The organism is Staphylococcus caprae, assembly GCF_003966625.1.
GTDB classification, from domain to species: domain Bacteria; phylum Bacillota; class Bacilli; order Staphylococcales; family Staphylococcaceae; genus Staphylococcus; species Staphylococcus caprae.
In genome coordinates this window covers 911,349-937,848 of the sequence record NZ_AP018587.1, presented here as the reverse complement: position 1 = coordinate 937,848, position 26,500 = coordinate 911,349, and the positions used below count along the sequence as shown (strand labels likewise).

The following is a 26,500-nucleotide window of genomic DNA, read 5'->3' as shown; positions in this document are numbered from 1 at the left end:
TTTTGCGACGCAAAACATTTTAAAATTGATTAAGTCTTCGATCGATTAGTATTCGTCAGCTCCACGTGTCGCCACGCTTCCACCTCGAACCTATTAACCTCGTCATCTTCGAGGGATCTTATAACCGAAGTTGGGAAATCTCATCTTGAGGGGGGCTTCATGCTTAGATGCTTTCAGCACTTATCCCGTCCATACATAGCTACCCAGCTATGCCGTTGGCACGACAACTGGTACACCAGAGGTATGTCCATCCCGGTCCTCTCGTACTAAGGACAGCTCCTCTCAAATTTCCTACGCCCACGACGGATAGGGACCGAACTGTCTCACGACGTTCTGAACCCAGCTCGCGTACCGCTTTAATGGGCGAACAGCCCAACCCTTGGGACCGACTACAGCCCCAGGATGCGATGAGCCGACATCGAGGTGCCAAACCTCCCCGTCGATGTGAACTCTTGGGGGAGATAAGCCTGTTATCCCCGGGGTAGCTTTTATCCGTTGAGCGATGGCCCTTCCATGCGGAACCACCGGATCACTAAGTCCGTCTTTCGACCCTGCTCGACTTGTAGGTCTCGCAGTCAAGCTCCCTTATGCCTTTACACTCTGTGAATGATTTCCAACCATTCTGAGGGAACCTTTGAGCGCCTCCGTTACCTTTTAGGAGGCGACCGCCCCAGTCAAACTGCCCGCCTGACACTGTCTCCCACCACGATAAGTGGTGCGGGTTAGAAAGCCAACACAGCTAGGGTAGTATCCCACCAACGCCTCCACGTAAGCTAGCGCTCACGTTTCAATGGCTCCTACCTATCCTGTACAAGCTGTGCCGAATTTCAATATCAGGCTACAGTAAAGCTCCACGGGGTCTTTCCGTCCTGTCGCGGGTAACCTGCATCTTCACAGGTACTATGATTTCACCGAGTCTCTCGTTGAGACAGTGCCCAAATCGTTACGCCTTTCGTGCGGGTCGGAACTTACCCGACAAGGAATTTCGCTACCTTAGGACCGTTATAGTTACGGCCGCCGTTTACTGGGGCTTCGATTCGTAGCTTCGCAGAAGCTAACCACTCCTCTTAACCTTCCAGCACCGGGCAGGCGTCAGCCCCTATACATCACCTTACGGTTTAGCAGAGACCTGTGTTTTTGATAAACAGTCGCTTGGGCCTATTCACTGCGGCTCTTCTGGGCGTGAACCCTAAAGAGCACCCCTTCTCCCGAAGTTACGGGGTCATTTTGCCGAGTTCCTTAACGAGAGTTCGCTCGCTCACCTTAGAATTCTCATCTTGACTACCTGTGTCGGTTTGCGGTACGGGCACCTGTTATCTATCTAGAGGCTTTTCTCGGCAGTGTGAAATCAACGACTCGAGGAAACAATTTCCTCTCCCCATCACAGCTCAGCCTTACGAGTGCCGGATTTGCCTAACACTCAGCCTTACTGCTTGGACGTGCACTCCAACAGCACGCTTCGCCTATCCTACTGCGTCCCCCCATCGATTAAAACGATACTAGGTGGTACAGGAATATCAACCTGTTATCCATCGCCTACGCCTGTCGGCCTCAGCTTAGGACCCGACTAACCCAGAGCGGACGAGCCTTCCTCTGGAAACCTTAGTCAATCGGTGGACGGGATTCTCACCCGTCTTTCGCTACTCACACCGGCATTCTCACTTCTAAGCGCTCCACATGTCCTTGCGATCATGCTTCAACGCCCTTAGAACGCTCTCCTACCATTGTCCTACGGACAATCCACAGCTTCGGTAATATGTTTAGCCCCGGTACATTTTCGGCGCAGTGTCACTCGACTAGTGAGCTATTACGCACTCTTTAAATGATGGCTGCTTCTAAGCCAACATCCTAGTTGTCTGGGCAACGCCACATCCTTTTCCACTTAACATATATTTTGGGACCTTAGCTGGTGGTCTGGGCTGTTTCCCTTTCGAACACGGACCTTATCACCCATGTTCTGACTCCCAAGTTAAATTGATTGGCATTCGGAGTTTGTCTGAATTCGGTAACCCGAGAGGGGCCCCTCGTCCAAACAGTGCTCTACCTCCAATAATCATCACTTGAGGCTAGCCCTAAAGCTATTTCGGAGAGAACCAGCTATCTCCAAGTTCGATTGGAATTTCTCCGCTACCCTCAGTTCATCCGCTCACTTTTCAACGTAAGTCGGTTCGGTCCTCCATTCAGTGTTACCTGAACTTCAACCTGACCAAGGGTAGATCACCTGGTTTCGGGTCTACGACCAAATACTCAACGCCCTATTCAGACTCGCTTTCGCTACGGCTCCACATTTGCTGCTTAACCTTGCATCAGATCGTAACTCGCCGGTTCATTCTACAAAAGGCACGCCATCACCCATTAACGGGCTCTGACTACTTGTAAGCACACGGTTTCAAGTTCTCTTTCACTCCCCTTCCGGGGTACTTTTCACCTTTCCCTCACGGTACTGGTTCACTATCGGTCACTAGAGAGTATTTAGCCTTAGGAGATGGTCCTCCTAGATTCCGACGGAATTTCACGTGCTCCGTCGTACTCAGGATCCACTCAAGAGAGAATATGTTTTCGACTACAGGATTTTTACCTTCTTTGATTCATCTTTCCAGATGATTCGTCTAACATGTTCTTTTGTAACTCCGTATAGAGTGTCCTACAACCCCAACAAGCAAGCTTGTTGGTTTGGGCTCTTCCCGTTTCGCTCGCCGCTACTCAGGGAATCGATTTTTCTTTCTCTTCCTCCGGGTACTAAGATGTTTCAGTTCTCCGGGTCTGCCTTCTGACATGCTATGAATTCACATGTCGATAACATGACATCACTCATGTTGGGTTCCCCCATTCGGAAATCTCTGGATCAACGCTTACTTACAGCTACCCAAAGCATATCGTCGTTAGTAACGTCCTTCTTCGGCTTCTAGTGCCAAGGCATCCACCGTGCGCCCTTAATAACTTAATCTTTAAGATATGTTATTAATCTGTGAGTGTTCTTTCGAACACTAGCGATTATTTTATGAATTCAAGCTTATTTAAAACTCTATTCACTCGGTTTTGCTTGGTAAAATCTAATTTACTTACTTATCTAGTTTTCAATGTACAATATGAATTATTTAGTCAATTCTTTAAATAATTTTGTTTGAATGTTAATAAACATTCAAAACTGAATACAATATGTCACGTTATTCCTTTTCATCTTCGTAGAAGATGTTCCGAATATATCCTTAGAAAGGAGGTGATCCAGCCGCACCTTCCGATACGGCTACCTTGTTACGACTTCACCCCAATCATTTGTCCCACCTTCGACGGCTAGCTCCAAAAGGTTACTCCACCGGCTTCGGGTGTTACAAACTCTCGTGGTGTGACGGGCGGTGTGTACAAGACCCGGGAACGTATTCACCGTGGCATGCTGATCCACGATTACTAGCGATTCCAGCTTCATGTAGTCGAGTTGCAGACTACAATCCGAACTGAGAACAACTTTATGGGATTTGCTTGACCTCGCGGTTTCGCCACCCTTTGTATTGTCCATTGTAGCACGTGTGTAGCCCAAATCATAAGGGGCATGATGATTTGACGTCATCCCCACCTTCCTCCGGTTTGTCACCGGCAGTCAACTTAGAGTGCCCAACTTAATGATGGCAACTAAGCTTAAGGGTTGCGCTCGTTGCGGGACTTAACCCAACATCTCACGACACGAGCTGACGACAACCATGCACCACCTGTCACTCTGTCCCCCGAAGGGGAAAACTCTATCTCTAGAGGGGTCAGAGGATGTCAAGATTTGGTAAGGTTCTTCGCGTTGCTTCGAATTAAACCACATGCTCCACCGCTTGTGCGGGTCCCCGTCAATTCCTTTGAGTTTCAACCTTGCGGTCGTACTCCCCAGGCGGAGTGCTTAATGCGTTAGCTGCAGCACTAAGGGGCGGAAACCCCCTAACACTTAGCACTCATCGTTTACGGCGTGGACTACCAGGGTATCTAATCCTGTTTGATCCCCACGCTTTCGCACATCAGCGTCAGTTACAGACCAGAAAGTCGCCTTCGCCACTGGTGTTCCTCCATATCTCTGCGCATTTCACCGCTACACATGGAATTCCACTTTCCTCTTCTGCACTCAAGTTTTCCAGTTTCCAATGACCCTCCACGGTTGAGCCGTGGGCTTTCACATCAGACTTAAAAAACCGCCTACGCGCGCTTTACGCCCAATAATTCCGGATAACGCTTGCCACCTACGTATTACCGCGGCTGCTGGCACGTAGTTAGCCGTGGCTTTCTGATTAGGTACCGTCAAGACGTGCATAGTTACTTACACATTTGTTCTTCCCTAATAACAGAGTTTTACGATCCGAAGACCTTCATCACTCACGCGGCGTTGCTCCGTCAGGCTTTCGCCCATTGCGGAAGATTCCCTACTGCTGCCTCCCGTAGGAGTCTGGACCGTGTCTCAGTTCCAGTGTGGCCGATCACCCTCTCAGGTCGGCTACGCATCGTTGCCTTGGTAAGCCGTTACCTTACCAACTAGCTAATGCGGCGCGGATCCATCTATAAGTGACAGCAAGACCGTCTTTCACTGTTGAACCATGCGGTTCAACATGTTATCCGGTATTAGCTCCGGTTTCCCGAAGTTATCCCAGTCTTATAGGTAGGTTATCCACGTGTTACTCACCCGTCCGCCGCTAACGTCAGAGGAGCAAGCTCCTCGTCTGTTCGCTCGACTTGCATGTATTAGGCACGCCGCCAGCGTTCATCCTGAGCCAGGATCAAACTCTCCATAAAAAATTATGATGTTTGATTAGCTCATAAATACTAAATAGTTTGTAACTCTCGTTACTGTTTGTTTGGAATTAACGTTGACATATTGTCATTCAGTTTTCAATGTTCATTTAAGTTAGAATGGAGCGGGTGATGGGAATCGAACCCACAACATCAGCTTGGAAGGCTGAGGTTTTGCCATTAAACTACACCCGCATGTAGAATAGAATTATATGAAATTGGTGCGGCCGAGAGGACTTGAACCTCCACGGGATTAACTCCCACTAGGCCCTCAACCTAGCGCGTCTGCCATTCCGCCACGACCGCTGGCAAAACGCATAATTAAACTTTAATTATCGAGAACAATAAATATTTTAAATCTTTCATTACATTTTGTCAACAATAATTTAACTTAAGATTAATAATGTTAATTAGCTTTTAAAACTTGTTTCTCTTGTTAAGACAACGATATCTATAATATATCACACAACATTAAATGTCAATATATTTGAGCAAAAATTTTCATCTTATTGAAACATCAAAATTCCATATTATTTTTCATAAAAAAATGAAGCAGAGACTAAAATAATTATCCCTGCTTCACTTAACATATTGGCAATGTACGTCTAAATTGAAAACGTGCTTATATCAATTTTGTTTCTATCCGAGACTTCCCTACCGGCAACGCTCCAACTAAAAAAATTTCTGCAAATAATGCACGTTGGGTATAAGACAACGAAAATAATTTTCCTAAATGACATTTCTGTCTCACTCCAAAACGCTCTTCAACATTAATGCTTATATACTTCTACTAAATTAAGTTTGCCTCCACAATGACCGCATCTCATTTTATGGGTGTTCACTTTTCTAATACGTAAATAATTCTCCAAACAATTCGCACATTGATACTTGTAATTAGCACGACTTTGGTACGTTTCAGTAGGTGTACAAAATCTAGGTGCACCTACCTTACTGCTTAAAACTTTGAAATCTCGATCACGATGCTGATAACCTCTACCTGCAAGATGAAGAAAATAGTGACACAGTTCATGTTTAATGATATCTATAATTGCCTGTTCTCCAAAATTTTCTAACTGCTTAGGGTTAATCTCTATATGATGAGACCGCAATAAATACCTACCACCAGTAGTTCTAAGTCTATGATTAAAGTATGCTTTATGTTTAAATTCTACTCCAAAATAATCAATAGCTAATTGTTCGGTTAAGCGTTGTAATTCAATATTATTCATTTGGGTCAATCATTGTTAGCGATACTTTTCCTTTATTTTCATCAATATCAAGAATCCAAACGTCTACAATATCGCCTACACTTACAATCTCCATAGGATTCTTAACAAACTTCTTAGATAACTTAGAAACGTGAACTAACCCATCTTGTTTCACACCTATATCGACAAATGCGCCAAAGTCAACAACATTTCTCACTGTACCACTCAACTTCATACCTTGATGTAAATCTTCAATAGATAATACATCAGATTTCAGAATTGGTGTTTCAAATTCATCCCTAGGATCTCTGTTTGGTGCAATTAAGGATTGAATAATATCTTCTAATGTTGGTTCCCCTACATTTAATTGTGTTGCAAGTTCTTTCACATTAACGTTAGTTAAAGTAGATTTGAGATGCGTTGTACCAATATCTTTAGCCCCTAGTCCTAATTGTTCTAACACTTCATATGTCACTTTATAACTTTCAGGATGAATTGCTGTGTTATCTAATGGTTCTTCACCATCGACAATACGTAAAAATCCGATACATTGTTCAAATGTTTTGGCACCTAATCTTTTAATTTTGCTAATTTCTTTATTGTGTTTAATTGGGCCATTTTCTTCTCTGTAATCAATAATGTTTTGTGCAATTGTAGAAGATAATCCCGATACATATTGAAGTAAAGATTTAGAAGCAGTATTAACATCCACTCCGACCTGGTTTACAGCAGTCTCTACAACGAATGTTAATGCATTACTTAATTCTTTTTGGTTTACATCGTGTTGATATTGACCAACACCGATTGATTTAGGATCTATTTTAACCAATTCACTTAGTGGGTCTTGAACTCTTCTGCCTATTGAAACTGCACTTCTTTCTTCTACTTGAAAATTAGGAAACTCCTGTCTAGCAATTTCTGAAGCTGAGTAAACTGATGCTCCCGCTTCATTAACTATGATAAATTGAGCGTCTAAGCTATACTTTTTAATTACATTTGCAACAAATTGCTCTGTTTCTCGACTCGCTGTTCCATTTCCTATAGCTAATAATTCAATTTGATAATCTTTAATCATATTGACCAATTCTTTTTCAGCAGCTTCAGTCTTAGATTTAGGTGGGTGTGGATAGATGACACTCTTCGCAATAAATGTTCCAAATGGATTAATCACTGCAAGTTTACAGCCTGTTCTAAAGGCTGGATCTACACCAAGAATTTGTTTACCTTTCATAGGTGGTTGTAATAATAAGTTTCTAAGATTCTCACTAAAGACATCAATTGCATGTGTTTCAGCTTTCTGAGTTAAATCACCACGTATTTCTCTTTCTATTGAAGGCATAATTAAACGTTTAAGACTATCTTTTATAGCCGCTTCAATGTATATCGCACCTTCATTGTTCGCTTTAATAACTTGTCTTTCAATATCTTTTTGAATTCTTGTGGTATCAAATTCTATTTTAACGGATAATACTTTTTCCTTTTCACCACGATTCATAGCTAAAATTCTATGATTAGCTACACGTTTCACAGGTTCTGAATAATCATAATACATAGCGAAGATTTCTTTTTCATCTTCAGCATTTTTCTTTTTAAAAGTAGTAATTTGCCCTTGATGATACACTTCTTTTAATATTCTAGAACGATATTTAGGGTTATCTGAAATATGTTCAGCGATAATATCTTGAGCGCCTTCCAGTGCTTCTTCAATATTAGATATTTCTTCATTGAGAAATTCTTCTGCTTTGTCTTCAATTTTTTTATCTAATTTTCCTTGAACTAACCACTGCGCTAAAGGTTCAAGTCCTTTTCTTTTAGCTTCAGTTGCACGCGTTTTCTTTTTCTGTTTGTATGGTCGATATAAATCTTCAACTCTTTGCAATTTCGTTTGTTTAAGGATGTCGCTCTTAAGTTCGTCAGTGAGCATTCCTTGTTGTTCAATACTATGTATAACTTCTTCTTTTCTCTTTTGAAGATTCTCCATGTAACGATATTCATCGTCAATTTGTTTAATTTCAACTTCATCTAGGCCGCCAGTAGCTTCTTTACGATATCTTGCGATAAATGGAACAGTATTATTATCTTCTAATAGTTCAAGCACTGATTTTATTTGTTTTTCTGAAAAATTATATTTCTCTACGATTGTTTGAATTAAATTTTTGTCCATTCTTCTACCACGCTTTTCTATAAAATTACTTCCCTATTTTAACATAGTTCTATAAATACATTCTCGATTTACGTTAACAAACTATGCCCACTTTTAATCACCAAAATGATGACAAACAAAAAGAAGCTCATGATTGTTATCAATGAACTTCTTTAAATATTTATTGTTTAGCTGCTTCTTGCAACTTTTTAATTGCAGTACGTTGCAAGCGTGAGACATGCATTTGACTAAGTCCAATTCTTTCACCAGTTTCTTTCTGACTTAATCCCTCTATAAATGTACATTGTATAATTTGTCTTTCTCTATCAGATAAAATAGGCAAAATGCGTTCTAAAATCATGCGTTTTTCAGTTAAATCATAATTATCATCTTGTTGCCCCATAATATCTAATAGCGTTACTGTTGATCCATCCTTATCCGCTTCAATAGAATGATCCACACTTAGCGCATTATAACTTTGTCCCATCTCCATTGCTTCTAAAACTTCTTCGTCTGTGACTTCAAGACGTTCCGCTATTTCATTGATAGATGGTGAACGTTCAAGTTCATTTGTTAGTTCATCGCTTACCTTTTTAATTCTAGGACCAATCTCTTTAATGCGTCTAGGTACGTGAACACTCCATGTTTTATCTCGTAAATACCTTTTTATTTCACCAATCACGGTTGGCACTAGAAATGCTTCAAATTTTCGATCAAATGACAAATCAAATCTATTGATGGCACCTATTAATCCAACCATACCCACTTGAACTAAATCTTCATGATGTGATTGCCCTTTCGAATATTTATATGCTAAAGATTCTATTAGTTTGCGATAATGCGTTACTAATTTATCTTGAGCTTGGCTATTTTCATTTTCTTGGTGTTCTTTAATCCATTGGTTAATTTGTTCAGGTGATACATCATTAGCTGATTTCGACTCTTTCGCCATTATTTCGCACCTGCTCTTTTTTAATATACTTAATCATACTGATTGTCACACCAGATTCTTTATAAACAGTTACTTCGTCCATTAATGACTCAATAAGGAATAATCCCAATCCGCCTTCTCTTAAGAAATCAATGTTCTCGTTATCATCATATGGACCTAGTTTTGATTTAGTTGTTTCATAATCAAAACTTTCCCCTTGATCGGAAATAACTATTTTTATTTTATCATCAAATATCTCAAAACATAAATTTATCATACCGGTTTCAGGATTTTCTTTATAAGCATGTTTAACAGCGTTCGTTACAGCTTCACTTACAGCGATTTTAGAATCTTCAATATCGTCATAAGAGGCACCCGCTCTTGAAAATACGCCAGATAATGTTAAACGTATTAAACTTACGTATTCTGCAGAGGCTGGTAACCGCATTTCGATATAATCTTGTCTTGATTGCATGTTACTCTACCTCCGTTCCTTCATTAACATGCATTAAATCTTTCAAACCGGTAATATCAAACAATCTATTAATTCGATCTGAAACACCTAAGATATATAAATCTTTATCATTTTGGTTTAATGCTTTTAAAGTTCCTACAAATAAACCTAATCCAGTAGAATCCATGTAACTCACGTTAGCTAAGTTAACGTGAATATCATGTGTTCCTTCTTGTCGCATTGGTACTAAAACTTCTTCTAATTCTGGTACTGTATAAACATCTAATTCTCCACCAACTTTAACTTCATAATAGTCATCATGAGTTATAGTTTCTATATTAAGATTCATTTGATACACTCCTAGTCTTTTCATATCTAGTTCATTTTTTTACGTTCCTGTTCAAAATTATGTATACCCTTAGACATTAAACTTTAATCTAATTTAGTCAATTTAATTTACTCTTTTTATAATTAAAATTGTCATATCGTCTTTTCTACTAGGGTTTTGAACTTTTAAAATTGATTCATAAATAATTTGAACGATATCTTGAGGATGCATGTGTTTATTTTTTCGAATTAAATTTAACAACTTATCTTTATCAATAAATTCTCCTGTATTATCACGTGCTTCCGTTACACCATCAGTAAAAATAATAATCAAATCTTCTAAGTAAATAGGAATTTCTTGTTGGTTATAACGTGTCTTCTGACTGACACCAAGGACACGTCCTCTTACGTCAATTTCCTCAAATTCCTCTGTTTCAGCACGGTAAACATAACCAGGTTCATGACCGGCTGAACTACAATAAAGAAGATGGTTCATCTCTTCATATAATCCATAAAACATCGTTACAAACATATTTTGGTTAACGTTTTTTTCGACAACACGATTTAATCGTTTCAAACCATCGCTCGGCAACTGTGAATGACCATATGAATCCATGCCGAATTTGATCATACTCATGGCTAATGCTGCAGGAATCCCTTTACCAATGACATCAGCCACTGCAAAGCTCATCGTACCATCTTTATGATCGATTAAGTTGAAATAGTCGCCGCTTACTTTTTGTGCAGCTACAGAAATCACACCTATTTGTATACTATCGAATTGAGGTATATCTGTCTTTAACATCGTTTGTTGAAGTCGAGAGGCCAAATCTATTTCCTTATCGTGGACTTGCATTTTACTTACTAACCTTTGATAATCTCTATAACTATAACCAAAGCCTTTAACAACCTCTTGAAGAACATCTAATGTTCCCAAAATTTCTTCCTCATTTAATTCTAATTGGCTAATATAAGATTGATGAATTTCCACAATATCTTCTGGCAATACATCCTTTTTAATTACTTCATCCGTAAATGCTTCGCACTTTTTTATAAGTTGAGCCCGATTATCAGTAGTTAAACTTTCTTTTACAAGCGCTTTATAACTTTTTTTAAATTCTTCCACGACACGTGCCTCCTTACTTCCATTTCACATTCCATTCGTTTACTATCTATCGTTTTTGGAATTTTATTTATTTTTTAAAATGAACAGCAAATCACTGATAAACCTCAATTCTTAACTAGCTAAAAAAGACTTTAGGAGTGGAATACCTAAAGCCGAAAAAACTCAAGACATTCTTTTATAATAAATGCAATTACTTAATAACTATAATTATATGCTATTAAACTAATGAGAGGTAGCACTAGTATAGATTTGCAAAAAATCTTAATGAAAGCAATCGGTCTAAAGTTACCTGTTTGATTAAGAGTTATAATTATTATAAAGTTATTGTCTTCTAATTCATTATTTTATTTATGTTTACTACATATAAAACATTATGATTTTGGATGATCAAAGTTATGTAAGCCTAGACTAATGTCTAGGGCGTTGTCGACCTCTTTCATCTTACTTTCAGATAAATAGGTCAATTTTTCTTTTAATCGTTTTTTATCAAGTGTTCTAATTTGTTCAAGTAGGATAACGGAATCTTTATCTAACTTGTACTTTTTCTTTTCAATTTCTACATGGGTTGGTATTTTCGCTTTATTAATCCTACCTGTAATAGCAGCCACAATGACTGTAGGACTATATTTATTACCAGTATCGTTTTGAATAATAACGACAGGTCTTACTCCCCCTTGTTCAGACCCTTGCACTGGTGATAAATCCGCTAAATAAACATCTCCTCTTCTAATCATTCATTCTTTGAGTTAGAAGTAAGATATGTTTCATTACAATCGCAAGCTTCACACTCAATCGGGAAAGCTTCCGTCGCTAGGGAGAGGTTTAGATCAGCCATTTGTGCATAACCTTCTTTTAAGGATTGTTCAAGACTGTGACTTCTATTTTGATTAAAAGATAACATGTGAAGAACCTCCATCTGATTCCAAAAAGTTGTTATTTAACCTTTAATTTAACTTAATAATAACAAATTTTAAGTACAGTGACTATACTATTTTAATAATTCATTAGTAACCTCATATTCATCACTGTGATGGTAAATTCTAGGTAAACGTCTGGAGATGTTGCACAATACTTCATAATTGATCGTTTGTTGCTTTTCAGCTAAAGCTTCAGCAGATTGTGGCGAATCAATATGGTTGTCCATCAATATGACTTTGTCCCCTACCTTCACATCTTCAGGAACTCTTAAAATGGTTTGGTCCATACATACGCGACCAACCACTTCACATTGGTGACCATTCACATTAACATAAGCTCCCTGCATTGCTCTTAAGTAGCCATCAGCATAGCCAATTGGTAGAATTGCAATTCTCATTTCTTCTGTTGCTTTAAATGTTCGACCATAACTTACCGTTTCACCAGCTTTGAGAGTCTTGACTTGTACGATTTCAGATACAAGTTGTGCACTCGGACGCAAGTGTACTTTGACATGATCTTTAACGTATTGTGAAGGATAGTATCCATATAAAGATATACCTAATCGTATGGCATTGCAGAATTGTCCATCCATTAATAACGATGCGGCAGAATTTTGTGTATGAATGTAGGTCGGTTTTTCAACTTGATTTACGACGGTTTTGAAGAATTCAAATTGTTCATTCATTGAATCTCCTGGTTCATCTGCGCTCGCAAAATGCGTATAAACACCTTCGAAAACAAGGTGTTCTCTTTTATCTATCAGGTCCACAACTTCACGATATTCTTCGACATCTTTCATACCCAAGCGACCCATACCTGTATCTAGTTTTGCATGTAACCATAACTTTTTCTCGTTATCTTCAGGAATATTTTTAATCGCTTCTTTCAACCACGCCTTAGATGGAACAGTAAGCGCGACGCGATGTTGAATCGCTTTACTTATATCTTCAGTTCGAATGACGCCTAATATTAAAATTTTAGCTTTAATACCGTGCATTCGTAATTCTATTGCTTCATCTAATGTTGCCACTGCAAAAAATGAGGCACCGTGTTCCATTAGGTGTTGCGCGATTCTTACACTGCCTAAACCATAACTATTTGCCTTGATCACAGATATTACAGTTTTATTGTGATGTAATTGATCAAAAATTTGATAATTTGCTAATATCGCATCTAAATTAACATTTAAATAGGTTGGTCTATAGAACTTTTCTGTCATATGAATGCCCTCCTTGAAACGACATACTTATTACTTCATTAATATAATTTTATTTAACTTTTAAGAGTTCAGCAGATTTATTCTTCTTTTTCTAATATGACTTGGCTCATGGCATAATGAGCTGTGTGAGTGATGCTCACATGCACTTTAAAGCCTGGATAATCAATACATGGTTGACCTAATCGATTGTTGTAACAGTTAATATCTTGAAAAGTTACAGATTGGCCTAATCCCGTACCTAACGCTTTACTAAATGCTTCTTTTACTGCAAAACGACCTGCTAAAAATTCTATTTTACGCTTCTCATGAGTAAAATTCTCAAATTTAGCTTTTTCATCTGGAGTCAGAACTCGTTCAATGATTTTACTTTGTTTGTGAAGCACTTTTTCAATACGTTCGATTTCTATTAAATCTATGCCTATTCCATATATCATTCCGCTTCGCCTCTTTATTCATTTTCATCTATAGATTTAGCCATACCGTTTACCTTTTCTTCATTATCTATTGAAGTGGATAAATGAGCATCGCTTTCTTTACATTGCTTAATGAGTGTTTTTAATTTTTGAGCTTCATCTCTATCAATGAGTTCAATTTCAGAATTTCCGCCAGCTGTTGATAATGTCAATGTCGCGAGTTGATATTTTCTCATAATGAATCCCTCATTTATATCGATATTTTGGATTCGGAAGTATGGAATAATGTTGGTATCAATAAAAATGACGCCTCTTCTCACATGTACTTCGTCTTCACCTATGAAATATCTGAAGTTTTTATACCTATAAAGAGGCATAATAAGTAAAAACATCAACAAGAAAAAGATAATAATAACTAGTGCGCCTATAATAACTGAAACGTTACCTACCCAATGTAGTTTAAACATATTTAAGCCAATGAATATTAATAACACAACAGTAATGACAAGTGCCCATATTGAAGCACTTATCCTCATCACTTTTAATCCTTTTTCATTCATATATTTATATGCTTTCATGAGTATCACCTCTCATGTACCATTTCTTCAGTTGATTCACGTTAGATACATCATTAAATTTTAGTCCAATATATTGATTTAAGTCACCTTTAGCTATAATAAACTCAAAATTTGCTAGATGGCTTCTTTCTAATAGTGGATGCTGTTTAATCTCTAAACCAATTACTTTATTAAGTTTAAAGTAATATCTTTTAATATTGAGTAATGATGCTTTTTGTATCACGAGTTCATCATTTTCCAAATTATAGCCACCGAAACAAACGTATAGTATTGCTGCAATGACAAATAAAATAATTAGTACTGCCATAATGACGAATGACCATGCTGACCAGAAATACCATCCAACTATTCCAGCTATAACTAGGATTATAGTCGGTATAAGAAAATGACGGTGAAATCCTCTCATAGGCATGCCAGCATGCGCAGTGTTAAATTGCATCTCGGGCACTAATGACCGAATGATCTCATACGCTTGAGAACGCTTAATAAAAGGAAGAATCATGATGCGTCCATTATCATCACTCGGTTCACCAGAAGTGGCATCAATATCACTTGTGATATAAAAATGAATGGATGTGTAACCAAACAACTTCCTAATATAAGATTGATGTTCTAGTACACCTTGAAGGCGATCAGTAGGTACAGTTATATTCTTTTTTGTAAATAAACCATATTGAATTTTTAGTTGATGGCCTTGTTGTGTGACTTTGTACCCATAATATTTAATGAATGCCAGACATGTTCCAATAATATAACTGGCTATTAATACGAAAACTACAATGGCAGTCACTAAGAGATAGATCGTTTTAAAAATGTATGATAGTTCATCTCCTAGCTTTTCCCACGGAATAATACTCGAGAAGCTCCCTACAATCGGCGAAATTGTAAATAGAGCAATCCCAATTGCACCACTCGTCATAGCCATCAATAATAATTGTTTGAATGGCATTTTAAATATAGATTGAGAAGGTAGATTTTGAGGCGTTGTTTCATTATCACCTGCATTATTTTCACTCGCCACTTCTTGTTGAGTATCATTCATTTGATGTTGTAATGTCTTAATTTCTTTCTCTACCAATTCACTTTGTTTTTTAGAAATGGTACTTAATTCGATACCATCACTAGGCGTTTTAATGATCAGTTCAACTCCACCCACAACTTGGTTGACTAAACTTTGAGTGGTATCAGCAGATTGAATTCTACTTATGTTGAGCTCTTTTCGTTCTTTATTAAATACACCTGTCGTTAGTATGAAGTGATTATTTTCAATCCAGTAACGCGTATTATAAACTTTAATAATATTGTGTATGAATGATACTAAAAATATTAAAGTCATTACGCCAGGCCAAATATAAGAACCAAAGTCATCAAATTTAAAATTTCTTATGTTAAATAAAAAGAGGATAATCACAATAAAGTTCTGTTTAATTACATCTATTAATCCGGTTACGTACGAGATTGGATGCAATCTTTGAGGATTATACATCGTCATTGACACCTCTCAATCGATCTAATGCCTGTTGTTGAATCATTTGCGCTTCTTGTTCTGAAATCATTGGTAATGTAATTTCATGTCCAGCAGTTACTAATTCAATTGAATTGATTTTGAATTTTTTAGCTAAAGGATTTGTTCCAATAGTAATAAATTGTAATCTTTCGATTTTACTAAGTTCTTCTCTTTTAAAGAAAAATGCTTCTTTTAAAATAATTGAATTTCCTTCAAATTTATAAAAATGATACTTATATCTAATGAAAGGTGAAAATATAAAATGAACGATAGCAATCGCAGCTATCATTATGAGTATGTATAAAATAAAATCCCACCAATGAAAAGTAGACCAACAATAATAAAGAATGCTTAATATAACTAATATGATAATTAAAGTTATAAAACTAGTTATATAATAGTACTTTAAAGCATTTTTAGGGCTTCGATGAAATGTACTATCCAGATTCATATTATAGCTCCTTTGTCTGATTTACTCATATTATAGCATAGAGCATGAAAGGTCTAAATAAAGCAATAATAATACAAAAACCAGCTAAGATTGTGACCTTAACTGGTTAGAATGAAATCATTTATTTTTGATGATCTGCAAATGTGCGACCTCTCATTGATTGGTTAGAACCTTTACTTTGTTTGTCTCGGCGATCAAATTTTTTAGTGTTTTTCTTTTTATTTGAGTTGCCTTTTGGCCCTTTTGAACGTCTATTTTTATTATCAAATTTGCCATTACCACGTTTGTTATTACCTCTTCTTGAGCCGCCTTTATTATTACGACCTTTACGGGCAAGTGGTTTTTCGAATGTTAATTGAACTTCTACTTCATCATTTGCTTCGACAAGTTCTTGTAGTAAAGAAGCTACTAATTCAACGCTATCATATTCTTCTAGTAATTCACTTGCAATACGTTGAAGGCGCGCTTCATTATCTTTAGACATCCAATTTTGAACTTTTTCTTTAATATCGTCTTCACGTGCTTTAAGCACTTCTTTACGATGTGGTGGTCTTAACGCATTCATACGGCGACCGTTCACGTCTTCGATTTGGCGAATATAATCCATTTCAATAGGATTGACAAATGTAACTGCAATACCTTCTTTACCTGCACGGCCTGTACGACCAATACGGTGTGTATAGCTTTCAGTATCTTGTGGAATATCAAAGTTATAAACGTGACTTACTCCAGAAATATCTAGACCTCTCGCTGCTACGTCAGTTGCTACTAAAATATCGATTTGGTCATTTTTGAATTTCTTCAAGACTTCTAAACGTTTAGCTTGTGTGATATCTCCGTGAAGTCCTTCTGCTTTATATCCTTTAGATAATAACGCACTTGTTAATTCATCTACACGACGTTTTGTACGACCGAATACAATTGCTAATTCTGGTTGGTGAACATCTAGGAAATTAGTAAATGTATCAAATTTCTCTAATTCTTTAACAATGGTATAAAACTCTTCAATTTGTGGATCTGACATTTCATTATTCATCGTTTTGATGATTTTAGGCGTCTTCATAAATTGTTGAACTAATTCTTGAATTGCTTTAGGCATTGTTGCTGAAAATAGCATTGTTTGACGTTGATCAGCAGGAATTTTATCCATAATAAATCTCATATCATCGATGAATCCCATATTCATCATTTCATCTGCTTCGTCTAAAATTAACGTATGAATATCATGCGTTTTTAAAGTACGACGGTTAAGATGGTCAATGACACGGCCTGGTGTACCTACAACAATTTGTGGCCCTCTTTTTAACGCTTTAATTTGGCGATCGATTGGCATACCACCAAATACTGTAACGACTTGTACGCGTTGTCCTTTACTGAACTCTCTTAATTGTTCAGCCACTTGCATTGCAAGTTCTCTTGTAGGCGCTAAGATAAGAGATTGTACGCCTTCTTGGCCGACTACTTTCTCAATTAAAGGAATACCAAATGCCCCTGTTTTACCCGTACCTGTTTGGGCTTGGCCAAGGATGTCGTCTCCTTTTAACGCATAAGGGATGCTGTCTTTTTGGATAGGTGTAGGTTCTTTGAATCCCATAGATTCCAGTGTTTGAACCGTTTTATCCGAAATCCCTAATTCTTTAAAATTTTGCAAAATAATTCTCCTTTTTAAGTGTTTATTTCTTAATATACTTTTTTGCATATATGTTCACTTATGTTTTATCAACTTCTATATAGTACCACCTTAAAAATATTATAGCAATAAAGCAGTAACTTACTTTTAACCTTTTACTTTAATTTTTTAAAATTATTCTACCCGGAAAATATAGCACATGATATGATGTAAGCGTTTCATTTTACTGGATGAATTTTTTCACGAAAAAAAGCATACACATGATAAAATCTTCTATACATTACTTAGCCGATTTTATATTAATCATGTGCATGCTTAGTTTACTCTCAATAATTAAATAAGTGCCTCAACAACTTCTTCGAGTTTCATTCCTCGTGAACCTTTAACTAAAATTTTATCATTTTCTTTCACAATAGCTTTTAATTCTTTAATCAATTCAGATTTATCATCAAAGTGTTTAGCTGTTTCAACATAGCTTTGACCTGTATTGAAAATATATTCTGCTTCCGTACCATAAGTGAACAAAATATCAATAGACTTACCATCTAAATAAGTGCCTACCTCTTCGTGCATCTGTTGACTATTTGTACCTAATTCTAAGACGTCAGCTAAAATAAGTATTTTGCGACCTTCCATACTACTTAGTGTGTCAATAGCTGCCTTCATACTTGTAGGACTGGCATTGTAAGCATCATTAATCACTGTGACATTATCATCAGTTTGGTGGCGTTCCATACGCATCCCTGTCAATTGAACATGACGAATATTTTCTTTAATTGTTGCGTAAGGTAATCCAAGTTCATGCCCTACTGCAATGGCAATTGCAGCGTTCTTCATATTGTGTATACCTAAAATAGGTAAAACATAACTTTCGTCATTATTAATTGTAAATCCAATGCCTTCAGTTTCAACATCATCAACATGACATACAAGCGAATTTGCATCTCCTAAACCGACGCTAATGAGCTTCGCTTGCTGAATCTGTTTGACATGTGGCGTTAATAATGGCTCGTCGCCATCATAAATAAATGTTCCATTATCTTTTAAACCGATTGTTATTTCAGATTTAGCTTTAGCAATGCCTTCTCTGGAACCTAAATCTTGCATATGTGATTCACCAATATTCGTAATGACTGCAATATCTGGTTCAGCAATCGTTGATAACAATTCAATTTCGTGGAAACCGGACATACCCATCTCTAGAATAGAAATTTCTGTATCTTCATCCAAATCTAATATTGTTAAAGGCATGCCAATTTCATTATTATAATTACCTTGTGTCTTCTTAACTTTAAATTCTGTAGTTAACACACTTTCAATCATATCTTTCGTCGTCGTTTTACCGTTTGAACCTGTGACTGCTATCACTTTAGGATTGACATGTTTAAGATATGCTTTAGCTAAGTCTTGCAACGCTTGAAGTGTATCTTCGACCCATATGATTGGGCCTTCAACATCTTCGCTTAACTCAGTTCCCTTTTCTGAAAATGAAGCAACCGCACCGTCCTTTAGCGCTTGGTCAATAAAACGATGGCCATCTACATTCTCACCTTTAAATGGAATAAATAGCATATCCTTTTCAATAGCGCGAGAATCAATCGTGACACCTTTAATTGAGCGACTTAAATATTGTTCATCAATTTCGCAAGATATCCAATTTTGTATTTGTTGTAATGTAACATTAATCATATTAATATTCCTTTATTAATCAATTTTGTATTTATTTTTCTTTTTATCTGCATGACGTTCTTTAGCTAAATCGATAAGTTTTGCGATAAGGTCTGGGTAGGATAATCCCATATTTTCCCAAAGACTTGGATACATACTAAATGATGTGAATCCTGGCATTGCATTCGTTTCATTAATATAGATTTGATTGTCCTCTGTAACGAAGAAGTCTGCACGTACGAGTCCTGAACAATCAGTAGCTTTAAATGCTTCAAGCGCCATATTGCGTAGCGTCATTTGAACGTCTTGATCTAACTCTGCTGGAATTTGTAATCGAACCTTACCATCTTTATATTTCGATTTATAGTCATAGAATGCAACATCTTTAACGACTTCCCCAGGCCATGTTGTTTCTGGATAATCGTTACCTAGTACAGCAACTTCAATTTCTCTTGCTTCAATTCCTTGTTCAATGACAAGTTTACGGTCGAATTGAAATGCTTCTTCAATACCTGATTTTAGTTCTTTTTCATTATTACATTTGCTGATACCGACACTAGAACCTAGATTTGCTGGTTTAACAAAAACTGGATAAGTTAATTTGTCATTTACAAGTTTAATGATGTTATTTTCATATTTTTCATATTCACTTCTTAGGAAACTAATATATGGCAATTGTGGTAATCCTCTATGTTCAAATAACTGTTTCATTACTAATTTATCCATAGAACTTGAAGCGGCTAATACACCATTTCCAACATATGGAATGTCTAATACTTCAAATAATCCTTGAATCGTACCATCTTCACCGTTAGGACCATGTAATAATGGGAATACTGCATCATATGAACGACCTGTGCTGCCTTTACTTAATAGTTGTGAGATTTCTCCAGCTTCTACGTCATTTAATACGAGTTCATCCGTGTTCTTAATTTCTTCAGTGATATTTTCTTTTTTCTTCCATTCACCTTCATTAGTAATATAAATAATATCGATTTGATATTGATCTTTATTGATTGCATTTAATACATTTTGTGCAGTTAAAATAGACACATCATGCTCAGCACTTTTTCCTCCAAAAACGATACAAATATTCTCTTTTGTCATTTCGTTTTCCTCCATTACAATTACCTGGCTTGAATACCATTTATCTGTTTAATAATTGTTGTTTTTTATTTCTTATGTATCACTCAATGTACATAACGATCTCTGAAACTTAATATTATCATATTTCTAAAATTAATTGCATTTGATAATCCACCCATAAATTTAATTTTTAATGACTTCTTTACATCATAAATACTTTTCAAGTAGTAAATCCTATCGACAAAAAATAAAATAAACGAAGCAGAGTGTTAGAAAGTCTTTTCTATCGAATATTCACACTTGCATAACTGAGTATTGATAGCGACACGCCTGCAGGAATAGCATGCGTCTTGAGACTACAGGCTCAAGCCATGCCCGCGGCAAGGGAGCTAAAGCAATACGAAGTATTGTAATATCAGTCGTTTCTTTAAAAAGGCCATCTACAGTCTGAATTTCTTTTCAAGTAGTTGCAATACTTCTTAAAAATGACCATTGGTTCTTGACGTCTTGATATTCTAGCAAATTTAAAAAAAGTCATGTAAAATCAATATAGAATATTTATTTAGACGATAAATCTACATTCTGATTTGACTAACGAATGAATGACATACAACATTGATCATTTTTAGAAAATATTAATACACACATGATTATAAAGGAGTAAGCAATGAATTATTCATCTCGTCAACAACCAAGCAAACATTGGTTTCGTAAAGTCGACTGGGTATTAGTACTGATTATCACAGTGTTAGCAATGATTAGCGTTACACTGATTAGTTCTGCGATGGGTGGCGGACAATACAGTGCAAACTTCAGTATTAGACAAGTTATTTACTACATTTTTGGAGCCATCATGGCTTTCTTAATCATGATTATTTCTCCAAAAAAGATTAAAAACAATACATATCTATTATATTTTATTTTCTGTATCCTATTGATTGGGTTACTTATCTTACCTGAAACGGCCATTACACCAGTAATTAACGGTGCAAAAAGTTGGTATAGTTTTGGTCCAATTAGTATCCAACCTTCAGAATTTATGAAAATTATTTTAATTCTAGCATTAGCCAAAACGATTTCTAAACATAATCAATTCACTTTCAACAAATCTTTCCAATCAGATTTGATGTTATTCTTAAAAATTATTGGTGTGTCTATCTTTCCTACCGCTTTAATTTTATTACAAAATGACTTAGGTACTACCCTTGTGATTTGTGCAATTATTGCAGGTGTGTTGTTAGTCAGTGGTATTACTTGGAGAATTCTTGCACCATTATTTATTGCTGCATTTGTCGGTGGCGCTAGTATTATTTTGGCTATCATTTTCAAACCAACATTAATCGAGAGTATATTAGGCATTAAGATGTATCAAATGGGTCGTATCAATTCATGGTTAGATCCATACTCATATAGTAGTGGTGATGGTTACCATTTAACTGAATCTCTCAAGGCAATTGGTTCTGGGCAACTATTAGGAAAAGGCTACAATCACGGTGAAGTTTACATTCCTGAAAATCATACTGACTTTATATTCTCAGTAGTTGGTGAGGAAATGGGATTCATTGGTTCTGTGGTACTTATTCTTATTTTCTTATTTTTAGTTTTCCATTTAATTAGACTGGCTAGTAAAATTAATAGTCAATATAATAAAGTATTTATTATTGGCTATGTGTCACTCATTGTCTTCCATGTATTACAAAATATTGGTATGACTGTTCAATTACTTCCGATTACTGGTATTCCTTTACCATTTATTAGTTACGGTGGTAGTTCATTATGGAGTTTAATGACTGGTATTGGTGTTGTACTCTCTATTTATTACCATGAACCTCAACGCTATCAGGAGCCTGAAATACCAGTTACAACTAAAGCAGCATAAACATTTGAGCACATAAAAAGCACTCACGAATTGTGAGTGCTTTTTATATCAACAAATTATTTTAACTCATGACTTACTTTATTAGATGTAGGTAAGGTATTAATAATATCTAAACGAGATTTAGTTTTTTTAATATTTACACCTAATGATGATAATAATTTGACTACGTTTTGAATCTTATCTGGATTCTTCACTATAATCACCTCGTTTGGATTGACTTCAAGGTTATCATACCCTAATTCTGACTACTTTACTACATCATTTGTAAAATTTTTAAAAATATTTCTAAATAAAGAAAAATATCATTCAGAAATAAGTTGGACAACATTTTAATATAATATTCGATAACCTGAATCATATACCTCTTTTTCGATACTATTTAAATTCGCAGGCGTATCAAACTCGACTTTTATTTCTCCTACTTTACTATCAATTGCCACATTATAAACGCCAATCATGTTTTGTAAACGTTCCATTAGCATATTTTCTTGTTCAGTCGTTTCGACACCTGAAACATAGATGATTTCATTTTTCACTGTATATCCCTCGTTAATCTTTAATTAATTTTTGAAAGGTAACTAATAATTCTTCCATTGCTTCTTCTTGTGCACCATTGTTCACTTTGTTCATGATACAACTTTTCATATGATGATCGAGTAACTTGGTTGCTACACTATTGAGTGCTGAACGTGTTGCTCTTATTTGAGTTAAAACATCATCACAATAAACGTCGTCTTCAATCATGCGATTAATTGCTCTAACTTGCCCTTCTATTCGGTTTAAACGTGATTTTAAATTTGCTTTTGTTTGATCTGAATGATGTGCTTTTTCATTTTCAGTCACAAGCGTCACCTCGTTTCTCTACTCTTCATCATGGTATTATTCGATATTGATGAAGTCAATTGTTTAATTCCTTTTCAAAATAAAAACCGACTATGATATTCAACATTCTTCATGCTATAATTGAATAGTTAAAAAATAAATAATGTATGGCAATTGCAAAGGAGGCACCCCATGTTAGAAATCTTTACTATGGCGCTTCACCATTCAAACATTATTATGAATGTTATATTGATTGGCGCTTTCTTGCTGAATTTAATTTTCGCATTTATTATCATTTTCATGGAGAGACGAACAGCAAATTCCATATGGGCTTGGTTACTTGTACTCGTATTTCTCCCATTAATCGGCTTTATTTTATATTTATTATTAGGTCGTCAAATTCAACGAGACCAAATTTTCAAATTGAATAAAGAAGATAAAATCGGTTTGGAAATGATTGTGGATGAACAACTAGAGGCGCTTAAAAAACAAGATTTCTCTAAAGGCAACCATCAAATTGTTAAATTCAAAGAAATGGTTCAAATGTTGTTATATAACAACGCAGCCTTTTTAACTACGGATAATGATTTGACGGTTTATACGGATGGTCAACAAAAATTTGATGATTTAATTCAAGATATACGTCATGCTCAAGACTATATACATATTCAGTATTATATCTTTCATAGTGATGGTCTTGGAAAGCAGATACTTTCCGAACTAGAGAAGAAAGCTGAAGAAGGTATTGAGGTCAAAATGCTCTTTGACGATATGGGTTCAAGAGACTTACGTAAAAAAGATTTGAAACGTTTTCGTGTTAAAGGCGGACATGCCGAATCCTTCTTCCCTTCTAAATTACCGCTTATTAATTTAAGAATGAACAATAGAAATCATAGAAAGATTGTGGTTATAGACGGTAAAATTGGCTACGTCGGTGGCTTCAATGTTGGTGATGAATACTTAGGTAAATCGAAGAAATTTGGTTACTGGAGAGATACGCATTTACGTATTGAAGGCGATGCTGTCAACGCATTACAATTACGCTTTATTCTAGATTGGAACTCTCAATCCACGCGTGACAATTTAACTTATGAAGAGCGTTATTTCCCTGATGTAGATTCTGGAGGTACAATCGGTATTCAAATTGCCTCTAGCGGACCTGATGAAGACTGGGAACAAATCAAATACGGTTATCTAAAAATGATTTCCTCAGCCAAAGAATCTATTTATATTCAATCGCCATATTTTATTCCAGACCAAGCCTTTCTGGATTCCATTAAAATTGCTGCTTTAGGCGGCGTAGAAGTCAATATTATGATACCTAGTATACCTGATCACCCGTTTGTGTATTGGGCCACATTGAAAAATGTTGCGTCATTACTAGAAGCTGGTGTTAAAGTGTATCATTATGACAACGGCTTCCTACATTCTAAGACGTTAGTCATTGACGACGAACTTGCGAGTGTGGGTACCGCTAACATGGATAATCGAAGCTTTACACTCAATTTCGAAGTCAATGCCTTTATATATGATGAAGGCGTGGCACGTTCTCTTAAACAAGCATTTATTAACGACATGAAAGTCTCTTATAGACTTACAAAAGAGAATTACGAACAACGTAGTACTTGGGTCAAATTTAAAGAAGGTATTTCTCAATTACTTTCACCAATTTTATAACTTTCAACAGTGAGGTTCGGGAATGTCCTGAACCTCTCATTCTATTAAGGAGCCATTTTATGGAAAATGAATTAAAAATTAAATACGCACGTGATTATATGAAAAACGCACATAAAGATGATTACACGGGTCATGATGTTGCGCATGTGGAACGTGTATATGCGCTAGCGTTACATATTGCACACAATGAGGGAAATACGAACACACTTATCATCGAGCTTGCTACACTTCTTCATGATACGGTAGATAACAAAATTACTGATGAAAAGCTAGCCTACTCGAAATTAGTATCATTCTTGAAATCTATAGAGCTTACTGACGAAGAAATTAAACATATCCTCCATATCATTCAACATATGAGTTATAGAGGCGGAAAGAATAATAACATAGAGATGTCTATCGATGGAAAAATTGTAAGAGATGCAGATCGTCTCGACGCATTAGGTGCCATTGGTATTGCACGAACATTTCAATTTGCAGGACATTTTGGAGAGCCTATGTGGACTGAAATGAATATGCCTTTCGAATCAATTCAAATGAATGAAATTGATAAATATGATGCTTCAGCTATTAAACATTTTTACGAAAAATTATTAAAACTTAAAGATTTAATGCATACATCTACTGGAATGCAACTTGCAGAAGAACGTCATACATTTATGATTCAATTCTTAAAACAATTTTTAAATGAATGGAATTTCAAAGAGTGATTTGGACTATCATTTTCAAAACTAAAAAACCAGCAAATCCTATCGCGATTTGCTGGTTTTTATACTTTATTTTTTATTATTTTTAGAGACTACTTGCGTATTTTTACCTTTCTTTTTAGAAGGGTTATGTTCTTTTTCATATTGTTCAATGAAAGGTTGAACTTCTTTTTTAGCAAGTTTAGAGTAATACACGTTTGCAAAGTGCGTTTGTATTACTAAGAATAAGGCACTGACTGACCAATATAAGCCAAGTGCTGATGATGCTTGTAATGAAATCCAAATAATCATGATTGGAGAAACAATCATCATCATGTATCCCATTTGACGTTGTTCTTGAGGCATTGTTTTACTTGAAACATATGCTTGAATAAAGTAAAGAACACCGGCAATAATTGTAATCCAAATATCTGGTTTAGTTAAATTAAACCATAAGAAATGAGGATGTGCAGAAAGACCACTCACAAGTTTATCTTTCAATACGAAGTATAATCCCATAATGATTGGCATTTGAATCAACATAGGTAAACAACCTAGCATGCTCTTCATAGGGTTCATATCATATTTTTTATAAACTTCCATTAATTCTTGGTTTGCGGCCATTTTTTCTTCTTGTGTACGTGCACGTTTAACCTTTTCTTGAATGCCATCAACTTCAGGTTTAGCGACTTTCATTTTTTCACGCATCATGTGACTATTTTTATAGTTTGATAACATGAATGGTAACAAGATTAAACGAATTACTAGAACTAAGATAATAATTGCTAGTCCATAGTCATTATTAAATACATCATTTCCTAACCATTGTAAGAGATGTTTCATTGGTTGAACGAATGTATTAAAGAAGAATCCGTCCTGCTTTTCAGGTTTGGAGTAGTCACACCCAGCTAGAAAAACCATTATCCCTAAAAACAAAGGTAGTAACGCTTTTTTCTTCATTTTTCCACCTCTATTGTAATATTCACATAGGATTCATTTTATCATACTCGTACTGT

At 36.0% G+C, this 26,500-nt stretch carries 23 protein-coding genes, 2 tRNA genes and 2 rRNA genes; 3 read left to right on the top strand and 24 right to left on the bottom strand.

Annotated elements, in window-relative coordinates; all coding sequences use genetic code 11:
* Positions 1 to 25 precede the first annotated feature (25 nt).
* From JMUB898_RS04425 to JMUB898_RS04330, 20 genes are all read right to left on the bottom strand, one after another.
* Positions 26 to 2,947, bottom strand: a 23S ribosomal RNA gene (locus tag JMUB898_RS04425).
* Between the two features lie 266 nt (positions 2,948 to 3,213).
* Positions 3,214 to 4,764 (bottom strand): 16S ribosomal RNA (locus JMUB898_RS04420).
* The 16S and 23S rRNA genes sit together here with 2 tRNA genes alongside, the layout of an rRNA operon.
* Before the next feature lie 118 nt (positions 4,765 to 4,882).
* Positions 4,883 to 4,956, bottom strand: a tRNA-Gly gene (locus JMUB898_RS04415).
* A gap of 24 nt (positions 4,957 to 4,980) precedes the next feature.
* A tRNA-Leu gene (locus JMUB898_RS04410) sits at positions 4,981 to 5,067 on the bottom strand.
* Positions 5,068 to 5,531: 464 nt separating this feature from the next.
* On the bottom strand, positions 5,532 to 5,990 hold the full coding sequence (locus JMUB898_RS04405) for a SprT family protein (RefSeq protein ID WP_044466348.1): 459 nt from the start codon (positions 5,988 to 5,990) through the stop codon (positions 5,532 to 5,534).
* Entirely contained in the window at positions 5,983 to 8,133 is a 2,151-nt protein-coding gene (locus tag JMUB898_RS04400) for a Tex family protein (RefSeq protein ID WP_126501918.1), read from the bottom strand. The genes JMUB898_RS04405 and JMUB898_RS04400 overlap by 8 nt, the downstream gene beginning before the upstream one ends.
* 160 nt (positions 8,134 to 8,293) lie before the next feature.
* The gene (gene sigB, locus JMUB898_RS04395) at positions 8,294 to 9,064 is read right to left on the bottom strand and encodes an RNA polymerase sigma factor SigB (RefSeq protein ID WP_002445521.1); all 771 of its coding nucleotides are present in this window, start codon (positions 9,062 to 9,064) and stop codon (positions 8,294 to 8,296) included.
* The gene (gene rsbW / locus JMUB898_RS04390) at positions 9,039 to 9,518 is read right to left on the bottom strand and encodes an anti-sigma B factor RsbW (RefSeq protein WP_002445522.1); all 480 of its coding nucleotides are present in this window, start codon (positions 9,516 to 9,518) and stop codon (positions 9,039 to 9,041) included. The genes sigB and rsbW overlap by 26 nt, the downstream gene beginning before the upstream one ends.
* 1 nt (position 9,519) lies before the next feature.
* Positions 9,520 to 9,846: an anti-sigma factor antagonist gene (locus tag JMUB898_RS04385; protein WP_037541852.1), complete on the bottom strand. Its 327-nt coding sequence runs from the start codon at positions 9,844 to 9,846 to the stop codon at positions 9,520 to 9,522.
* Between the two features lie 102 nt (positions 9,847 to 9,948).
* On the bottom strand, positions 9,949 to 10,950 hold the full coding sequence (locus JMUB898_RS04380; RefSeq protein WP_044466350.1) for a SpoIIE family protein phosphatase: 1,002 nt from the start codon (positions 10,948 to 10,950) through the stop codon (positions 9,949 to 9,951).
* 371 nt (positions 10,951 to 11,321) lie between these two features.
* Positions 11,322 to 11,684, bottom strand: coding sequence for a type II toxin-antitoxin system PemK/MazF family toxin (locus JMUB898_RS04375; protein ID WP_002445525.1), 363 nt, complete (start codon positions 11,682 to 11,684; stop codon positions 11,322 to 11,324).
* Positions 11,681 to 11,851 carry a type II toxin-antitoxin system antitoxin MazE gene (gene mazE / locus JMUB898_RS04370; protein WP_037541853.1) on the bottom strand — a complete coding sequence of 57 codons (171 nt, stop codon included), beginning with the start codon at positions 11,849 to 11,851 and terminating at the stop codon, positions 11,681 to 11,683. Before mazE ends, JMUB898_RS04375 begins: the two co-directional genes overlap by 4 nt.
* A gap of 87 nt (positions 11,852 to 11,938) precedes the next feature.
* A complete protein-coding gene (gene alr / locus JMUB898_RS04365; protein WP_002445529.1) occupies positions 11,939 to 13,087 on the bottom strand; it encodes an alanine racemase in 1,149 nt (382 codons plus the stop codon).
* A gap of 77 nt (positions 13,088 to 13,164) precedes the next feature.
* Positions 13,165 to 13,521 (bottom strand): holo-ACP synthase, encoded by a 357-nt coding sequence (gene acpS / locus JMUB898_RS04360; protein ID WP_044466351.1) that lies wholly within the window; start codon positions 13,519 to 13,521, stop codon positions 13,165 to 13,167.
* A gap of 14 nt (positions 13,522 to 13,535) precedes the next feature.
* Positions 13,536 to 14,078: a PH domain-containing protein gene (locus tag JMUB898_RS04355; RefSeq protein WP_044466352.1), complete on the bottom strand. Its 543-nt coding sequence runs from the start codon at positions 14,076 to 14,078 to the stop codon at positions 13,536 to 13,538.
* Positions 14,065 to 15,564, bottom strand: a complete 1,500-nt coding sequence (locus tag JMUB898_RS04350; protein ID WP_044466353.1) for a PH domain-containing protein — start codon at positions 15,562 to 15,564, stop codon at positions 14,065 to 14,067. The genes JMUB898_RS04355 and JMUB898_RS04350 overlap by 14 nt, the downstream gene beginning before the upstream one ends.
* Entirely contained in the window at positions 15,557 to 16,036 is a 480-nt protein-coding gene (locus tag JMUB898_RS04345) for a PH domain-containing protein (protein ID WP_044466354.1), read from the bottom strand. Before JMUB898_RS04345 ends, JMUB898_RS04350 begins: the two co-directional genes overlap by 8 nt.
* 121 nt (positions 16,037 to 16,157) lie before the next feature.
* Complete coding sequence (cshA, locus tag JMUB898_RS04340) at positions 16,158 to 17,687, bottom strand: degradosome RNA helicase CshA (RefSeq protein WP_044466355.1); 1,530 nt, start codon at positions 17,685 to 17,687, stop codon at positions 16,158 to 16,160.
* 312 nt (positions 17,688 to 17,999) lie between these two features.
* Positions 18,000 to 19,355: a UDP-N-acetylmuramoyl-tripeptide--D-alanyl-D-alanine ligase gene (locus tag JMUB898_RS04335; RefSeq protein WP_002445538.1), complete on the bottom strand. Its 1,356-nt coding sequence runs from the start codon at positions 19,353 to 19,355 to the stop codon at positions 18,000 to 18,002.
* A 15-nt stretch (positions 19,356 to 19,370) separates the two neighbouring features.
* Entirely contained in the window at positions 19,371 to 20,441 is a 1,071-nt protein-coding gene (locus JMUB898_RS04330) for a D-alanine--D-alanine ligase (RefSeq protein WP_037541855.1), read from the bottom strand.
* A gap of 646 nt (positions 20,442 to 21,087) precedes the next feature.
* Here JMUB898_RS04330 and JMUB898_RS04325 point away from each other — a divergent pair.
* Positions 21,088 to 22,299: an FtsW/RodA/SpoVE family cell cycle protein gene (locus tag JMUB898_RS04325; protein WP_126501917.1), complete on the top strand. Its 1,212-nt coding sequence runs from the start codon at positions 21,088 to 21,090 to the stop codon at positions 22,297 to 22,299.
* Positions 22,300 to 22,355: 56 nt separating this feature from the next.
* Here the strand turns inward: JMUB898_RS04325 and JMUB898_RS04320 are convergent, their stop codons facing one another.
* From JMUB898_RS04320 to csoR, 3 genes are all read right to left on the bottom strand, one after another.
* Complete coding sequence (locus tag JMUB898_RS04320; protein WP_002445543.1) at positions 22,356 to 22,493, bottom strand: Lmo0850 family protein; 138 nt, start codon at positions 22,491 to 22,493, stop codon at positions 22,356 to 22,358.
* Between the two features lie 135 nt (positions 22,494 to 22,628).
* The gene (gene csoZ / locus JMUB898_RS04315) at positions 22,629 to 22,835 is read right to left on the bottom strand and encodes a putative copper chaperone CsoZ (protein WP_002445544.1); all 207 of its coding nucleotides are present in this window, start codon (positions 22,833 to 22,835) and stop codon (positions 22,629 to 22,631) included.
* A 13-nt stretch (positions 22,836 to 22,848) separates the two neighbouring features.
* Positions 22,849 to 23,142: a copper-sensing transcriptional repressor CsoR gene (gene csoR, locus JMUB898_RS04310; RefSeq protein ID WP_037541856.1), complete on the bottom strand. Its 294-nt coding sequence runs from the start codon at positions 23,140 to 23,142 to the stop codon at positions 22,849 to 22,851.
* 171 nt (positions 23,143 to 23,313) lie between these two features.
* Here csoR and cls point away from each other — a divergent pair, with 171 nt between their 5' ends.
* On the top strand, positions 23,314 to 24,798 hold the full coding sequence (gene cls / locus JMUB898_RS04305) for a cardiolipin synthase (protein WP_126501916.1): 1,485 nt from the start codon (positions 23,314 to 23,316) through the stop codon (positions 24,796 to 24,798).
* 59 nt (positions 24,799 to 24,857) lie between these two features.
* Positions 24,858 to 25,508 carry an HD domain-containing protein gene (locus JMUB898_RS04300; protein ID WP_044466356.1) on the top strand — a complete coding sequence of 217 codons (651 nt, stop codon included), beginning with the start codon at positions 24,858 to 24,860 and terminating at the stop codon, positions 25,506 to 25,508.
* Positions 25,509 to 25,574: 66 nt separating this feature from the next.
* Here JMUB898_RS04300 and yidC read toward each other — a convergent pair whose 3' ends face one another.
* Complete coding sequence (gene yidC / locus JMUB898_RS04295) at positions 25,575 to 26,444, bottom strand: membrane protein insertase YidC (RefSeq protein ID WP_044466357.1); 870 nt, start codon at positions 26,442 to 26,444, stop codon at positions 25,575 to 25,577.
* Positions 26,445 to 26,500 lie beyond the last annotated feature (56 nt).

Excerpts from the sequence above, each read along its gene's own strand:
- JMUB898_RS04405 (WP_044466348.1), bottom strand. The coding sequence starts at position 5,990 with ATGAATAATATTGAATTACAACGCTTAACCGAACAATTAGCTATTGAT.
- JMUB898_RS04400 (WP_126501918.1), bottom strand. The coding sequence starts at position 8,133 with ATGGACAAAAATTTAATTCAAACAATCGTAGAGAAATATAATTTTTCA.
- sigB (WP_002445521.1), bottom strand. The coding sequence starts at position 9,064 with ATGGCGAAAGAGTCGAAATCAGCTAATGATGTATCACCTGAACAAATT.
- rsbW (WP_002445522.1), bottom strand. The coding sequence starts at position 9,518 with ATGCAATCAAGACAAGATTATATCGAAATGCGGTTACCAGCCTCTGCA.
- JMUB898_RS04385 (WP_037541852.1), bottom strand. The coding sequence starts at position 9,846 with ATGAATCTTAATATAGAAACTATAACTCATGATGACTATTATGAAGTT.
- JMUB898_RS04375 (WP_002445525.1), bottom strand. The coding sequence starts at position 11,684 with ATGATTAGAAGAGGAGATGTTTATTTAGCGGATTTATCACCAGTGCAA.
- mazE (WP_037541853.1), bottom strand. The coding sequence starts at position 11,851 with ATGTTATCTTTTAATCAAAATAGAAGTCACAGTCTTGAACAATCCTTA.
- alr (WP_002445529.1), bottom strand. The coding sequence starts at position 13,087 with ATGACAGAAAAGTTCTATAGACCAACCTATTTAAATGTTAATTTAGAT.
- acpS (WP_044466351.1), bottom strand. The coding sequence starts at position 13,521 with ATGATATATGGAATAGGCATAGATTTAATAGAAATCGAACGTATTGAA.
- JMUB898_RS04355 (WP_044466352.1), bottom strand. The coding sequence starts at position 14,078 with ATGAAAGCATATAAATATATGAATGAAAAAGGATTAAAAGTGATGAGG.
- JMUB898_RS04350 (WP_044466353.1), bottom strand. The coding sequence starts at position 15,564 with ATGTATAATCCTCAAAGATTGCATCCAATCTCGTACGTAACCGGATTA.
- JMUB898_RS04345 (WP_044466354.1), bottom strand. The coding sequence starts at position 16,036 with ATGAATCTGGATAGTACATTTCATCGAAGCCCTAAAAATGCTTTAAAG.
- JMUB898_RS04335 (WP_002445538.1), bottom strand. The coding sequence starts at position 19,355 with ATGATTAATGTTACATTACAACAAATACAAAATTGGATATCTTGCGAA.
- JMUB898_RS04330 (WP_037541855.1), bottom strand. The coding sequence starts at position 20,441 with ATGACAAAAGAGAATATTTGTATCGTTTTTGGAGGAAAAAGTGCTGAG.
- JMUB898_RS04325 (WP_126501917.1), top strand. The coding sequence starts at position 21,088 with ATGAATTATTCATCTCGTCAACAACCAAGCAAACATTGGTTTCGTAAA.
- cls (WP_126501916.1), top strand. The coding sequence starts at position 23,314 with ATGTTAGAAATCTTTACTATGGCGCTTCACCATTCAAACATTATTATG.
- JMUB898_RS04300 (WP_044466356.1), top strand. The coding sequence starts at position 24,858 with ATGGAAAATGAATTAAAAATTAAATACGCACGTGATTATATGAAAAAC.
- yidC (WP_044466357.1), bottom strand. The coding sequence starts at position 26,444 with ATGAAGAAAAAAGCGTTACTACCTTTGTTTTTAGGGATAATGGTTTTT.